Annotated in this window: 18 protein-coding genes and 3 tRNA genes; 9 read left to right on the top strand and 12 right to left on the bottom strand. The window is 72.0% G+C overall.

Annotated elements, in window-relative coordinates; translation table 11 throughout:
• Positions 1–23 precede the first annotated feature (23 nt).
• The 3 genes from WBN91_RS28095 (at position 24) to WBN91_RS28085 (ending at position 2,158) form a co-directional block, all read left to right on the top strand.
• Positions 24–566 (top strand): RNA polymerase sigma factor, encoded by a 543-nt coding sequence (locus WBN91_RS28095; RefSeq protein WP_337727141.1) that lies wholly within the window; start codon positions 24–26, stop codon positions 564–566.
• Positions 563–982 carry a hypothetical protein gene (locus tag WBN91_RS28090; protein ID WP_337727140.1) on the top strand — a complete coding sequence of 140 codons (420 nt, stop codon included), beginning with the start codon at positions 563–565 and terminating at the stop codon, positions 980–982. Before WBN91_RS28095 ends, WBN91_RS28090 begins: the two co-directional genes overlap by 4 nt.
• Before the next feature lie 249 nt (positions 983–1,231).
• Positions 1,232–2,158 (top strand): hypothetical protein, encoded by a 927-nt coding sequence (locus WBN91_RS28085; protein WP_337727139.1) that lies wholly within the window; start codon positions 1,232–1,234, stop codon positions 2,156–2,158.
• A gap of 354 nt (positions 2,159–2,512) precedes the next feature.
• Here the strand turns inward: WBN91_RS28085 and yczR are convergent, their stop codons facing one another.
• Positions 2,513–3,973, bottom strand: coding sequence for a MocR-like transcription factor YczR (gene yczR / locus WBN91_RS28080; RefSeq protein ID WP_337727138.1), 1,461 nt, complete (start codon positions 3,971–3,973; stop codon positions 2,513–2,515).
• A gap of 61 nt (positions 3,974–4,034) precedes the next feature.
• Between yczR and yczE the strand changes: the two genes are divergently transcribed.
• The gene (gene yczE / locus WBN91_RS28075) at positions 4,035–4,670 is read left to right on the top strand and encodes a membrane protein YczE (RefSeq protein ID WP_337727137.1); all 636 of its coding nucleotides are present in this window, start codon (positions 4,035–4,037) and stop codon (positions 4,668–4,670) included.
• Positions 4,671–4,739: 69 nt separating this feature from the next.
• On the opposite strand, the gene WBN91_RS28070 is transcribed toward yczE, so the two are convergent.
• Both WBN91_RS28070 and WBN91_RS28065 read right to left on the bottom strand, forming a co-directional pair.
• Positions 4,740–5,273 (bottom strand): Clp protease N-terminal domain-containing protein, encoded by a 534-nt coding sequence (locus tag WBN91_RS28070; RefSeq protein ID WP_337727136.1) that lies wholly within the window; start codon positions 5,271–5,273, stop codon positions 4,740–4,742.
• Positions 5,270–5,482, bottom strand: coding sequence for a helix-turn-helix domain-containing protein (locus tag WBN91_RS28065; RefSeq protein WP_121224542.1), 213 nt, complete (start codon positions 5,480–5,482; stop codon positions 5,270–5,272). The genes WBN91_RS28070 and WBN91_RS28065 overlap by 4 nt, the downstream gene beginning before the upstream one ends.
• A gap of 63 nt (positions 5,483–5,545) precedes the next feature.
• Between WBN91_RS28065 and WBN91_RS28060 the strand changes: the two genes are divergently transcribed.
• Entirely contained in the window at positions 5,546–6,274 is a 729-nt protein-coding gene (locus WBN91_RS28060; protein WP_337727135.1) for a hypothetical protein, read from the top strand.
• 46 nt (positions 6,275–6,320) lie between these two features.
• On the opposite strand, the gene WBN91_RS28055 is transcribed toward WBN91_RS28060, so the two are convergent.
• The 6 genes from WBN91_RS28055 to WBN91_RS28030 all read right to left on the bottom strand — a co-directional run bounded on the left by WBN91_RS28055 (position 6,321) and on the right by WBN91_RS28030 (position 8,600).
• A tRNA-Phe gene (locus WBN91_RS28055) sits at positions 6,321–6,394 on the bottom strand.
• A 36-nt stretch (positions 6,395–6,430) separates the two neighbouring features.
• A tRNA-Asp gene (locus tag WBN91_RS28050) sits at positions 6,431–6,504 on the bottom strand.
• A gap of 22 nt (positions 6,505–6,526) precedes the next feature.
• Positions 6,527–6,599: transfer RNA gene (locus WBN91_RS28045), tRNA-Glu, on the bottom strand.
• A gap of 155 nt (positions 6,600–6,754) precedes the next feature.
• The gene (locus WBN91_RS28040) at positions 6,755–7,486 is read right to left on the bottom strand and encodes an SCO6745 family protein (RefSeq protein WP_337727134.1); all 732 of its coding nucleotides are present in this window, start codon (positions 7,484–7,486) and stop codon (positions 6,755–6,757) included.
• A gap of 12 nt (positions 7,487–7,498) precedes the next feature.
• Positions 7,499–8,137: a ScbR family autoregulator-binding transcription factor gene (locus WBN91_RS28035; protein WP_337727133.1), complete on the bottom strand. Its 639-nt coding sequence runs from the start codon at positions 8,135–8,137 to the stop codon at positions 7,499–7,501.
• 220 nt (positions 8,138–8,357) lie between these two features.
• Positions 8,358–8,600 (bottom strand): hypothetical protein, encoded by a 243-nt coding sequence (locus WBN91_RS28030; protein WP_121224536.1) that lies wholly within the window; start codon positions 8,598–8,600, stop codon positions 8,358–8,360.
• A gap of 166 nt (positions 8,601–8,766) precedes the next feature.
• On the opposite strand from WBN91_RS28030, the gene WBN91_RS28025 reads away from it, so the two are divergent.
• The 3 genes from WBN91_RS28025 (at position 8,767) to WBN91_RS28015 (ending at position 10,001) form a co-directional block, all read left to right on the top strand.
• Positions 8,767–9,234 carry a hypothetical protein gene (locus WBN91_RS28025; RefSeq protein WP_337727132.1) on the top strand — a complete coding sequence of 156 codons (468 nt, stop codon included), beginning with the start codon at positions 8,767–8,769 and terminating at the stop codon, positions 9,232–9,234.
• Between the two features lie 41 nt (positions 9,235–9,275).
• Positions 9,276–9,482 carry a heavy-metal-associated domain-containing protein gene (locus WBN91_RS28020; protein WP_337727131.1) on the top strand — a complete coding sequence of 69 codons (207 nt, stop codon included), beginning with the start codon at positions 9,276–9,278 and terminating at the stop codon, positions 9,480–9,482.
• 210 nt (positions 9,483–9,692) lie between these two features.
• On the top strand, positions 9,693–10,001 hold the full coding sequence (locus WBN91_RS28015) for a hypothetical protein (RefSeq protein ID WP_337727130.1): 309 nt from the start codon (positions 9,693–9,695) through the stop codon (positions 9,999–10,001).
• A gap of 61 nt (positions 10,002–10,062) precedes the next feature.
• On the opposite strand, the gene WBN91_RS28010 is transcribed toward WBN91_RS28015, so the two are convergent.
• The 3 genes from WBN91_RS28010 to WBN91_RS28000 form a co-directional block, all read right to left on the bottom strand.
• Positions 10,063–10,266: a cold-shock protein gene (locus WBN91_RS28010; RefSeq protein WP_121224525.1), complete on the bottom strand. Its 204-nt coding sequence runs from the start codon at positions 10,264–10,266 to the stop codon at positions 10,063–10,065.
• Between the two features lie 197 nt (positions 10,267–10,463).
• Entirely contained in the window at positions 10,464–11,291 is an 828-nt protein-coding gene (locus WBN91_RS28005; RefSeq protein WP_337727129.1) for a glutamate ABC transporter substrate-binding protein, read from the bottom strand.
• Positions 11,292–11,454: 163 nt separating this feature from the next.
• Entirely contained in the window at positions 11,455–12,294 is an 840-nt protein-coding gene (locus tag WBN91_RS28000; RefSeq protein ID WP_337727128.1) for an oxygenase MpaB family protein, read from the bottom strand.
• Between the two features lie 140 nt (positions 12,295–12,434).
• On the opposite strand from WBN91_RS28000, the gene WBN91_RS27995 reads away from it, so the two are divergent.
• On the top strand, positions 12,435–12,935 hold the full coding sequence (locus WBN91_RS27995; protein WP_337727127.1) for a hypothetical protein: 501 nt from the start codon (positions 12,435–12,437) through the stop codon (positions 12,933–12,935).
• Positions 12,936–13,059: the final 124 nt, after the last annotated feature.

The following is a 13,059-nucleotide window of genomic DNA, read 5'->3' as shown; positions in this document are numbered from 1 at the left end:
TGCGAGCGTTCCTCACGTGGAACATGCAAGATCGATCCAACGCCGCTCTGCTGACCTCGGCCCGCCTCGGCGACCACGCGGCCTGGCGCGAACTGGTCCGCCGCCACCTGCGCCTGGTGTGGGCGGTGGCCCGGTCGTTCCGCCTCACCCGCGACGACGCCGCCGACGTCGCCCAGGCCACGTGGCTGATCCTCGCCGAGAACCTGACCGCGATCCGCCACCCCGACCGCCTCACCGCGTGGCTGGTCACCACCGCCCGCCGGGAGAGCCTGGCCGTCCTGCGCACGAGGTCCCGCGAGGAGCCCGCCGACCTGCGCCTGCCGGACCGGTCGCCGAGCCCCGAGGACACCGCGGAGGCGACCGACACCGGCACCCGCCTGTGGCACGCCTACCGGACGCTCCCGGCCCGCTGCCGCGAGTTGCTGCACCTGGTCGCCCACGCCCCGGACCTGACCTTCACCGAGCTGGCGCGGGCCACGGGCATCCCGGCCAACAGCCTGGGCCCCACCCGCCACCGCTGCCTGACCGTCCTGCGCCGCCGCCTCACCGCGGAGGCCGTCCGATGACCGCGACCCTGTCCGACCTGGACCTGCTCACCCTCTTGGCGGACCTGCTCGACCGGACCGACCCGGTACCGGAATTCGTTGTCGCCCAAGCCGAAGCCGCCTTCGTCGAGCGCACCGGCGCGGTCCTGACGCGACTGATCACCGACTCCGCCCACACCCGCGGCTCCCACACCGCCCGCACACTGCGTTTCACGGCCTTGGACCTGGTCGTCGAACCCGCTCCCGGCGGCCTGCACGCCACCGGCTTCGCGCACCTCGGCACGACCCTGCACACCCACTGGCCCACCGGCTCGATCACCACCCCGCTCGGGCCTGGAGGCTTCTTCCACCTCGACCACGTCCCCTCCGGGCCGCTGAAGTTCGTGCTGCGCCAAGAGGACGCACCGGACACCGCCACCCGGTGGTTCGTCGCGTGACCCGTCCAAAAGCGAGGGTCGTTCGGATCTTGAGTCCACTCCGGACATCGGCGGTCACTCGATCCGTTGAACACGACGGACGGTGTTCACTGACGGGCGCGACAACCCGGACAGCCGCACGGCACCGCCCTTCCGAGTGGGTTCCGTGGCATATCGTTCGAAATTGCGGTGACCAGTGCTAGACATAGCAGAACGTCGACCTCGAACGGTCCGTCCCGTTCGCCGTACCCGGAACGGTGGTGATCTCCAGTGGCAGTCTCCGACGCGGCGCGCCGCAGCGGATCGCTGCTGCTCCGGGCGCTGGCCGTGGGCGGGTTCGCGGTGACCGCCTGGCTGCTCTCCGGCGGGGTCGCGGCGGCCGACGACCAAGACCACCCGGACGTGGGGATGAACCCACTCGACGCGGTGAACCTGGCGGTCGACGGTCAGCAGACGGCGACCACGGCGCTGCTGGACGCGCTCGCCGCCCGCACCCCGGACGGCCCGCCCCCGCACGTGCTTGTGCCCGCCCTCGACGAGCCACTGCTCGCCGCACCCGGCCTGGACGAAACGCTGCTCATCGCACCCGTCCTCACCGCACCCGCCGCCGCGCCGATCGCGCTGCCGGTCCACCCGCTGCCGGTCGAGGTGCCCACGGGCGAGGAGTCGGACGAGGACGCCCCGGTCTACGAGTACGACGACGAGGACACGCGGGACGTCGAGTACAGCCACACCGGCGGCACGCACAGCACCACCGCGCCCCGGTCGATCGCCAACGCGCTGCCGCCCGAGCAGTACCAGGCGAAGGTCGCGGCCAAGGCCGCCGCCCGCCTGGCCGCGCAGGCCCCGCCGGCGGAGGCCGAGCAGGCCCCGCCGCCGGCCGTCGTCGAGCAGGACGTCGCGCCGAGCAGGCCGGCACCGCGTCAGGCCGCCGAACCGGACCGCACCACTCCCACCTGGGAGAACCCCCAGCCCTTCACGCCGACGCCCGCGCCCCAGCAGGCGCCCGCGCCCACCGCCCCGACCTCCGCGTCGGCGAGCGGACACGACGGGTCCCAAGGCCACCGCGGTGGCGGGATCGCGTCGCACACCGGTCAGGACAGATTCGCACCGCCCGCGCTGTGGCGGGTCGAGCAGCGCGACGACCGGCGCGCACCCGGCAGCATCCCCGGCCTGCCGAGCACGTCACCCGACTGAGTTACGCGGGACCCGTCTGCCCTCGGCACGCCGCAGGGCACGTCTCCGGGACCTCGCGCGCCCCGACGCGCACCTGATGGCACCCGGACACCACACCGGTCCGTCCCGCTCGCCACTTCCCCACCCCGCACCACCCCAAGGCTTCCCGTCCTGCCGACCGCGCCCCGGCAGGAGCGGGCAAGACCCCGTCGTCGCACTGCCCCTGCGGCGACGGGGTCCCAGAGGGAACCTGCGGCCGGGGACGCCATCCCTGGAGCGTCCCCGCCGCAGGTCCCCCAGGGTTTCCGCCGCCGGGTTCCCGGCCCACCGAGGGGCTGAGCCGGAAACCCGGCGGCGGTAGCACCCACCAGGGGATCAAGCGACGGGCATCGTGGCGTCGGCCTCGCCGGCCACGCTCGTCCCCGCCACCGACGCGGCCACCAGGCCCAGGCGGCGCACGGACTCCCGCAGCACGTCGGCCGGCTGCACGTACGGCAGCCGCAGCCACCGCTCGAACCCGCCGTGCGCGCCGAACCGGGAACCCGGGGCGAGCCGGATGCCGTGGTTCTGGGCCACCACCGCGACCCGCGTGCTGATCGGGGCGTCGAGCTCGCACCACACGCTGAGCCCGCCCGCCGGCCGCCGGAACCGCCACTGGGGGCAGTGCTCGCGCAGACCCGCCATCAGCACGTCCCGCTGGGTGGCCAGCAGCGCGCGGCGCTCGGCCAGCACCCGGTCCGCGTCCCCGAGCAACTCGGCCAGCACCATCTGCTCGACCACGGCGGACCCGAGGTCCAGCGCCGTGCGGGTGGACACGAGCCGGTGCACGACCTCCGCGGTGGCCCGGATCCAGCCGACCCGCAGTCCGCCCCAGAACGCCTTGCTCGCCGACCCCAGCGTGATCACCAGGTCCTCGGCGTAGGCGGCCATCGGCGGCGGACCGGCCAGTGGATCGCCGTCCAGGTCCAGTTCCACCACGGTTTCGTCGACCACGAGCGGGGTGCGCGCCCGGCGGGCGATGTCCGCCAGCTCCGCCCGGCCCTCCGCGTCGAGCCGGTGCGCGGTCGGGTTCTGGAAGTCCAGCACCAGGTACGCCATGCGCGGCGCGGCCTGGCGGAACGCGGCGGCGATGCCGGGCAGGTCCCACCCCGTCGCGGTCATGGCCACCGGCACGGGGATCGCGGACACGGCCTTGATCGCGTCCAAAGCGTTGGGGTAGCTGGGCTGCTCGACCAGGACCCGGTCGCCGGGGCCGGTGAGCAGGCGCAGTGCCAGCGCCAGGGCGTGCTGCGCGCCGCTGGTGATGATGATCTGGTCCGGCGACGTCGGCAGGCCGCGCGCGGCGTACCGGTCGGCGATGGCGCGGCGCAGGTCGAGCAGGCCGTGCTCGTAGTAGCCGTGGTCGGCGAGCTGTTCGGGCAGGCGCAGGCGGACGGCGTCGAACGCGGCGAGCAGGCCCGGGATCGCGGGCGGCGCGGCGCGGGCGAAGTCGACCATGCTGTGCCCGAGCAGCGGGGTGTCCGGGACGATGCCCAGCGACCCGGTGGGCAGGCTGATCCACGACCCCGCGCCGCGCCTGCTGGCGACCAGGCCCTCCTCGCGCAGCTGGTCCAGCGCCGCGGTGATCATGGTGCGGCTGACCGGCAGCGCGTCGGCCAGTTCGCGTTCGGCGGGCAGCCGGGTCCCGGCGGGGAGCCTGCCGTCGAGGACGAGCATCCGGATGGCCGCCGCGAGGTCCGCGGACCCCTGGCGCGCGCCGCGCCGACGCCACTCGCCGAGCAGGCGGGCCAGTCGGAAGCCGGATATACGTCCACCGGGTGGGACGTCGTGGTTCATAAGGCCAATTATTGAACATTGGCTCTGGAAGACAAGGCCAATCGCCGCTCAGGATGGCCACATGCTCGCCGCCCTCACCCCGGTCCCCGTCACCGTCGCTCCCGCCCGCCGCCTTCCCCAGCTCTTCGCCGGCCTCTGGCTCTACGGGGCGAGCATGGCGCTCCAGATCCGCGCGACCCTCGGCCTGGACCCGTGGGACGTCCTGCACGAGGGCCTGTCCAAGCGGACCGGCCTGTCCTTCGGCACCATCACGGTGCTGGTCGGCGCGGCCGTGCTGCTGCTGTGGATCCCGCTGCGCCAGCGGCCCGGCGTGGGCACGATCAGCAACGTCGTGCTCATCGGCGTCTCGGTGGACGTGACGCTGTGGCTGGTGCCCGCCCCGTCCGACCTGCTGGTGCGGGCGGTGTTCCTGGTCGCGGGCATCGTGCTCAACGGGCTGGCCGCCGCCGTCTACATCGGGGCGCGGCTGGGCCCCGGCCCGCGCGACGGCGTGACCACCGGGTTCTGCCGGCGGACCGGGATGTCGCTGCGCCTGGTCCGGACGGTGGTCGAGGTGACCGTGCTGGCGGCCGGGTGGCTGCTCGGGGGCACGGTCGGCCTCGGCACCGTCCTGTACGCGGTGACCATCGGCCCGCTGACCCAGGCGTTCCTGCCCCGGGTCACCTGGGTCGAGCCGCGGGTCACCGCGGTGCGCTGACCCGCCGCCCGCAGCTCACCGGCGCGCTCCCGCCCGCCGCCCGCAGCTCACCGACTCCCCACCCGCGGCTCACCGCGGTGCGCTGACGACGCGCCGGCGCGCCTCGGTGTAGCTGACGCCCTTCGCGTGCAGCACCTCGGCCGCGAGCCCCTTCCCGGACAGCAGCGCCAGCACCAGGTGCTCCTTGCCGAGGGTCCCGTGGCCGAGGTCGCGGGCCTCGACGAGACCGCGCACGAGCGTGTTCTTGGCGGCCGGCGCGAAGGGCAGGTGGTCGCGGAAGAAACGCTTGCGCCGGGGAGGTCCCGCGGCCAGCGCGCCCTCGCCCAGCGACCGCTCCAAGGACGCCACCACCTGGTCGACGTCGATGCCCAGGCCGCGCAGGGCCGCCGCGTCGGCGTCGCTGAGCCCGCCCTTGCGCCGGGCGTCCCGCAGCGCCGCCTCCACCTCCGCCCGCGACACGTCGAAGGACGCCAGCACCGGCGTGTCGAGGAGCGCGAGCAGCAGGTGCTCGGCCCCGATGGCGTCGGCGGCGTCCTTGCGCGCCTCCTCGACCGCGTCAAGCACCGCCTGCCTGGCGTCCCTGGTGAACCGTTCCCCGATCATCGCCCGCCCCCGTGCTTCTTGTGGACGGCCTGCCGGCTGACGCCGAGCTCGGCCGCGATCTCCTGCCACGACCAGCCCCGGTTCCGCGCGTTGCGCACCTGGACCGCTTCGAGCTGTTCCAGCAGCCGGCGCAACGCGCTGACCGCCCGGAGCCCGACCCGCGGGTCCTGGTCGCCCGCCGCCGAGGCCAGTTCCGTCGCCTCTGTCATGCCGTCAACTTTGGTTGACAACCCCGCTGTTGTCAACCCTGGTTGACACTAGGCTCGGACGTGATGCCCGAGATCACCACCGCCGAACGCGCCGGCGTCGGCCTCGACGGCCGCCCCCGCCCCACCGAGGACCGGATCGTCGTCCTGGACAACGCCGTGGTCGTGCTGGACGGCGCCACCTCGCCCACCCCGACCGACCGCGACGGCGGCTGGCACTCCCGGGCCCTGGCCGCCGAACTGACCTCGCTCGACGGCGACCTGGGCGACGAGCTTGCCGCCGCCATCCAGCGCCTCGCCGACCGGCACGGACTCGTCCCCGGCGACTCACCGTCCAGCACGGTCGCGATGGTCCGCTGGACCGACGACACCGTGGACGCCCTGGTGCTCGCGGACAGCCCGGTCGTCGCGTTCGGCGCCGATGTGGACGTCCTCGCCGACCACCGCCTGCGGGACCTGCGCGGAAAAGTGAGCCGGATCACGGACTGGCGCAACCGCGAGGGCGGTTTCTGGGTGGCCGAGGCGAACCCGGAAGCGGCATACCGGGCGGTGCGGCGGACATGGCGACGTGACGCAGTGCACACCGTGCTGCTCGCGACCGACGGCGTCGCCTGCGGAGTGGACGACTACGGCTTGTTCGCGAATTGGCGGGAAGTGTTGGAGATCACGCTCGCAAAAGGACCCGAAGCGGTGCTGGACACCATCCGCGAAGCCGAAGCGAGCGATCCGGAACGCACCCGCTGGCGCCGTTCCAAAGTGCACGACGACCAAGCGCTCGCGGTGGTCCGCTGGTAGAAAGCGAAAAACCCACCCGGGAATCCGAGTGGGCTTTTCGCAGGTGTGGCCAGGGGCGGGGTCGAACCGCCGACCTACCGCTTTTCAGGCGGTCGCTCGTACCAACTGAGCTACCTGGCCAGGTATGCGGCTCGGCCGAACAGCCGAACAGCCTTGCGACCCAGACGGGACTTGAACCCGCGACCTTCGCCGTGACAGGGCGACGCGCTAACCAACTGCGCCACTGGGCCTTGCGTTTCCTACTGTACTACGTGCCCCCAACGGGATTCGAACCCGCGCTACCGCCTTGAAAGGGCGGGGTCCTAGGCCGCTAGACGATGGGGACCTGAGTTCCTCCGGCAGCCCTTGGGCCACCTTCTTCCCAGGCCCTCCACGCTGTCCGGTGGAAGCATCGTAAGCATAGGGCACAGGTACCAGCTACTCCAAAACGGGGGTGGCACAAGTCGTTGACCTGCGATTCCACCCCCGTTCGACGGCCGGTCAGCCCAGCGCGGCGAGCCCGGAGGCGAACTTCTCGCGCTCCGGAGGGCTCAAGACGGCCAGCACTTCGTCGAACCGGTCGTCGGTCAGCCGCTCGGCGTCGCGCCACCGGGCCGCCAGGTCGTCCCGGCCCTCGACGGAGGCGAGCAGCGCCTCGGCGTCCTCGGGGAGCCACCCGGTGCGCATGAGCCGACCGCGACCGCCGCCCGGGTCCAGCGCTACGGCCTGGGTGACGCTGAGACCGACCGCGCGCAGGGCGGCGAAGTGGAGGCCGCCACGCAGTTCGCGCAGGAGCATCAGGGCGTGGCCGAGACGGGCGGGGCCGTCCGTGGGGCGCGGCGCGTCCCGCCAGCCGCGGAACAGCGCGAGCCCGGACGAGTCGGCGGCGTCGGCGACGGCGAACCCGAGCTCGGCCAGGTGGTCGGAGTCCTCCGCGCCGGTGAGCGCGGTGCGCGACCAGTCCCAGCAGCCGCCCAGGTAGGCCTCGATCGCGAGGTCGGCGGGCAGGCCGCGCACGAGGGCCTTCTCGATCAGCCACTCGGGGAAGATGCCGATCAGGGCCGCCACGACACCGGGTTCGGGATCGCCCAGGACTGCGGTCCGGCCGCGGAAGTACAGCGTGCGCGCGGGGAGGCCGACCGCCTGCTCGCGGGCCGCGAACTCGGGCGAGACCATGAACGCGCCGCCCAGTCTGACCAGCGGTTCTCTGGTTCGTTCAGCGACGAAACTCATTCTGTAACAGTGTCACAGAACTTGCGGGTCGGCAAACATCCGAAGTACGGACGAACACCACGGTTCGGCGGCCAAACCGGGCAGGACGAACCGCCACACCTCGCGCATCCGCTCGGGGTAGTCGGCGCAGCGCGAGGTGGCACTGGAGATCAGGCGGGCGCCCAGGGCGGCGGAGGTGAGCGCCCGAGCGGCGGCCTCCGGGTCGACGCCCGGCCGCAACTGGCCCGCGCTCCCGGCGGCGACCAGGAGGTCGGCCAGGACCTTCTCCCAGCGCAGGTGCGCGGAGGACAGGCCGGGGTAGCCCAACTCCCGGTCCGCGGCGAGCCGGACGCCGGCGCGCAGCACGACGTCGCGGGACAGCAGCGACACGGCGTCGTCGCACAGACCGACGAGGGTGCTCAGGGGATCCATGCCGCGGTCGCGCCACCGGTCGGCCAGGCGCGGCCAGGTGTCGTCCTGGACCTGGACGATCGCCGACGCCAGCGCTTCCTTGGACGCGAAGTGGAAGTAGAACGCGCCTTTGGTGACGCCGCTGCGCTCCAGGATGGCGCTCAACGGGGCGGCGTCGTAGCCGACGCGATCGAACTCCTCGGCGGCAGCGCGGAGGATGGCCTCGCGCGTGGCCAGCGCGCGGTGCTGCTGCGGGGACATCACAGGCTCCGAGTGGTCGGTGCGGTGCGGTGCGTGCACAGCCTTCGCCGCCCGGGGTCGGCGCGCAAGCACGTCACGCCGGCCGGAACCGCCGCGGGACGGACCGCCCCGTGCACCGCCCTGTGAATTGCCCCTAAAAAGACCGCTCGGTATGTTTTGAAGCGGCCCACCCGAGACGCGCTACCCGGGGGGTGCGCGTGTCGGGTGGGCCGCTCACGGCTTACCGCTGAACAGGCGGCGGGCCGCCGTCCTCGCCCGGTGACAGCCCGAGCATGTCGAGCAGCAACCGGCAGTCCTCGGCGCTCGTCGCACCCCGGGCCACCGACAACCGCGCCCGGTGGACCTGCTCGTCCGAGATCCGCGAGGGTTCACCGGTCCGCTGCGCGGGCACCCCACCGCCCGGCCTCGACATGATGTCGTCCTGGTTCCACAGGAACTGACGCACTTCTAGGGACCCGCTCATGACGCCTCCCCGACTTGAGGTTGGCGCGAGGCTAAGCGAGCCCGTCGAACCACCGCAGCCCCCCGCAGAGTGATTCCAAGACAACGGAGTGTCACTTTCCGTGTAAACCACTTGGTGTCAAGCGGGCCGTGATGTGCTTGCCGCGAACAAGCGAGAGGGTGGACCCATGACCGAGCCGGACCCGCGGCCGACCGACGCCGACACCACGCCCGAGCCCACCGAGGCCCCGGCGCAACCGCCCGCGAGCGCCGCCGAAGCCCCGGACCCGACCACGCGCCAAGCCGCCGAGCCCACGGCCCCCGAAGCCACCGCGCCGGCCGCGCCCGAGGCCGGCGCACCCGCCGTGCCCGCGTCCGAGGCCGAAGCCGCCGCTGCCGAAACCGAAGTCCCGCAGGCGGTCGACCCCGCGGTCGCCGAGGCCGTCGGATCGGGCGCGATGCCCGCCGTCGACCCGCAACTCCTGTTCGGCAGCCTCAACCTGGCCGCTATCGAGGCCGACATCGAGGCCATGATGAGCGACAAGATGTCCGAGCTGGACGGCATGCTCGCCGGCCTGGAGGAGCTCGTCGGCCGGTTGGAGAGCGAGATCACCAGCCTCGAGACCCCGCCGCCCGACGACACCACTACCCCGTAGGGGTATCCTCGGAAGCCGCACCGGCGCGAGAGGAAACCACCATGTCCGTCACCACCTACACCGTCAGCGGCATGACCTGCGGCCACTGCGTCAGCTCCGTCACCGAGGAGCTGACCGCCGTGGACGGCGTCACCGGCGTCGACGTCGAGCTGGCCACCGGCGCGGTCACCGTGACCAGCACCCGTGAGCTCGGCCACGACGAGGTGAAGGCCGCCGTCACCGAGGCGGGGTACTCGCTCGTCGGCTGACGAGCCGCTGAAGAATCTGGGCGAACCCACTCCCCAGGCCACGATGCACGTGCAACAATCCGAATTGCTGACACACCCCCGGTCAGCGCCTGTGGAGATCCCCTCCGGCCCCCGCGTTCCTCCCCCTGGCGCGGGGGCCTCTCCGCGCACACAACTGTGACCCACGCCACAGTTTCGCGCGCTCCGCAACTCAACCGTTATCGTGTCGCCGTGCCTCTTGGATCGCTAGGACGCTCGAAATCCGGCCGGCATCGGCCTCCCGCCAAGGAGCAGGAGGAGATCCTGCCGGACGAGGAGCTGACCTCGTACCTCGCGGCGCTGGCCCCGGACCCCGACGTCGAGACCACCGCGTCGGGCGGCAGCTTCGGCAACGCGCAGGTCTACCAGCTCCGCCTCCAGCTCATGGCCAACGAGCAGCTGAAGGAGCTGGCCGCCGAGCGGCAGACGTCCCCGCAGGCGCTGGCCACCGAGTGGGTCATGCAGCGCCTGGAGTGGGAAGCCCGTCAGCGCGGCTTCTAGAACCCCCGCAACGCCGAGAGGCCCCGACCGCGAACGGTCGGGGCCTCTCGTGCGAAAGCGATCAGACCTTGCGGACGTTCTGGGCCTGCGGACCCTTCGTGCCCTGGCCGATCTCGAACTCGACGCGCTGGTTCTCCTCCAGGGTGCGGAACCCGCCGCCCTGGATCTCCGAGTAGTGCACGAAGACGTCGGGACCGCCGTTCTCCTGGGCGATGAACCCGAAGCCCTTCTCGGCGTTGAACCACTTGACCGTGCCCAGTGCCATGTACCTGCCTCCATCGCAGGAAAGCTTGGGGCTGCACCGTGCAGCCCCGGCCGTCCCGGGGCGTTTCCCCGCCGCCTGAGGCAGGGAGGGCACGCCCGCGTGTCGTTCCGCGAGCGTGTGACACGAACACAGAAACCACGGCCTGCGCACGCGAGCGTATCGGTTGGCCACCCGCAGCACTACCACTGAACGCGGGGCTACTTCTCGGTGACCTGTGGGGGGTCGGGCAGCTTCACGCCGGCCTGGCCGATGTTGCGCTCCAACGCCCTGCGCCACTCGCCGCTGCCGACCATCTGCTCGATCGCGGAGCTGACCTCGGCGCGGCCCGCGGTGTCGCCCTTGGCCAAGCCCACGCCGTAGCGCTCGGTGGTGAAGGTGTCGCCGACCAGCTTGAGCAGCTCGGGGTTCTCGGCCACGTAACCGGCGAGGATCACCTCGTCGGTGGTGACGGCGTCGACGTTGCCCGCGAGCAGCGCGGTCACGCAGTCGGAGTACTGGCCGTACTCCACCAGCTCCACGCCCTGCGCGAACTCCGCCGCGACCTTCTGCGCCGAGGTCGAACCGGTCACCGAGCACAGTCGCTTGCCGTTCAGGGTCTGCGGTCCGGTGATCTCGTCGTCGGTGTAGCGGACCATGAGGCCCTGGCCGGTCTGGAAGTACGGACCCGCGAAGGCCACCTTCTCCTTGCGCTTGTCGGTGATGGAGTAGGTGGCGACGACGAAGTCCACGGTCCCGTCGGCGATCAGCTTCTCGCGGTCGGCCGAGCGGGCTTCCTTCCACGTGATGCCCGACTCGGGGACGCCGAGCTTGTCGGCCACGTACTTGGCGACCTCCACGTCGAAGCCGACGAACTTGCCGTCCAGCCTGCGCTGCCCGAGGCCCGGCTGGTCGAACCGGATGCCGATGGTGAGCTCGCCGTCGTCGGCCTTGCCCTTGAGCGTGTCGTCGCCCGCGCCGCCGCAGGCGGAGGTCAGGGAGAGAGCGGTGACCGCCGCGATCGCGGGCAGCAGTCGTCGGAACAGCATGGGCTGCGAACCTTCCGGTGCTCGGGGACGCGGTGCGGATCTACGCACCAGACGTCGTTCATGCTAGGCACCGGCATTGAAGATCCTTATGCGACGAAGGTCTCATCAGCCCAATCCGCTGGACCGTTCGGAGCACCAATTGGTGTGACGTCGAACAAACCCCTTATGGCAGCAGCGATCGGCGCGGGACGGCGCCCAGTCCGAGCCGTCGGACGGCCCGGTTCACGTGGCCTTCCGGGACGCCCCAGCGGATCGGCGGCGGCACCAGGAGGGCGGCCGTGCGGGCGGCGCGGAGCATCGCCGTCGCGACCGGTTCGGGGTAGGGGCGGCGGCCGTGCAGCGCTATCGCCCACGGCGGCAGCACCGAGTAGGCGAGGTGGCCCAGGAGGGGTTCGTAGGCGTCCAGGCCGAGGCGGAGCAGACCGTTGACCGGTGGGCGGTGCAGGAACCGGTAGACGAGCTCGGAGTCCTCGGTCCGCTTGAGGTCGGGGAGGGTGGCGGTGAAGTAGTCGGCCATCGCGCGGGCGCTGCCGGGCACCTCGTCCGCGTGCAGCCCGACCAGCTCGGCGGTGCGGCGCTGCTCGTCGTAGTACCGGTCGACCTGGGCGTCGGTGAGCCGGTAGCCCGCGCGGCGCACGACGGTGACGAAGGAGTGGACTTCAGCGCAGTGCACCCACAGAAGGAGTTCGGGGTCGTCGATCCGGAACCGCCGGCCGTGCTCGTCCTGGCCGCGCAGCATCCGGTGCACCATGCGGACCTTGGCGGCGGCTTCCCGGACCTCGTCGGTGGTGCCGTAGCTGACCGTGCCGACGAAGTTCGCGGTGCGCATGAGCCGCCCCAGCGGGTCTTCGAGGAAGTTGGAGTTCTGCACGACCCCGGCGACCGCACGCGGGTGCAGGGCTTGGAGGTAGAGGCTGGAGATGCCCGCGACCCACATCGCCGGGTCGGCGTGCAGCTGCCACGTCACCGTGCCCGGTCCGAGGATTCCCACATCCGTCGGCATCACCCGATCGTGTCACAACCGGCGTGTCCTGCCGAGACACGACCGCACCGGGTGACCCCCAGGCCTCAACCCGTAACGAGGTCGGCCACAAGAACGATTCCACGCGGCACCGAGGAGTGCCTTCTGGAGCGAGTAACGGGATGAGCAGACGACTGGCCTTCGCCGGCGCGATGGGCGCCCTGGCGTCCGGAGCGCTGCTGACGCTGGTGATCTCCGTGGACCAACCACGCCCGGTGGACGTCCGCCGGGTAGACCTGAGCCCGGTCCAACCGGGCGTACTCAGCGCCACCCACACCACCACCCTCAACGTGCAGCCCCCTGCGGAAACCCCCGTCTCAACTGGCGACCCGGAACCCCGCCCAGCCATCCCGGTAACCGCAACCAGCACCCCGGAACCCACGACAACGACACCCCCGCCGACGCCTGTTCCGACGTCGAAGCAGAAGCCGAACCGCAACAACTGCGACAGCGGCTACCTCACCGACGGCGTGTGCGTCCCGTGGTTCTTCCCCTTGGACCCTCGTGAGGCCTGCGAGTGGCTGCACGAACAGGGCTTGACCAGAATCGAAGTCCTGGGCCGAGACCGCCACCACCTGGACCTGGACTTGGACGGCCTCGCCTGCGAGTGGGACGAGGACTGACCAACCACCACCCGGTCACCCCAACCCAACCCCGAACGGCCCAGCTCTTCGGCGCGCGCAGCGCGGTCTTCGCGCGCGGAGCGCGCGGTAGGTGTTACCTACAAGTGGAGGGCCTCGGTTCCCC

This window comes from Saccharothrix sp. CCNWYY140, assembly GCF_037401995.1.
In the GTDB taxonomy this organism is placed as follows: Bacteria; Actinomycetota; Actinomycetes; order Mycobacteriales; family Pseudonocardiaceae; genus Actinosynnema.
Note: the sequence above shows the minus strand (reverse complement) of the source record. Positions and strands in the feature narration are given on the sequence as shown.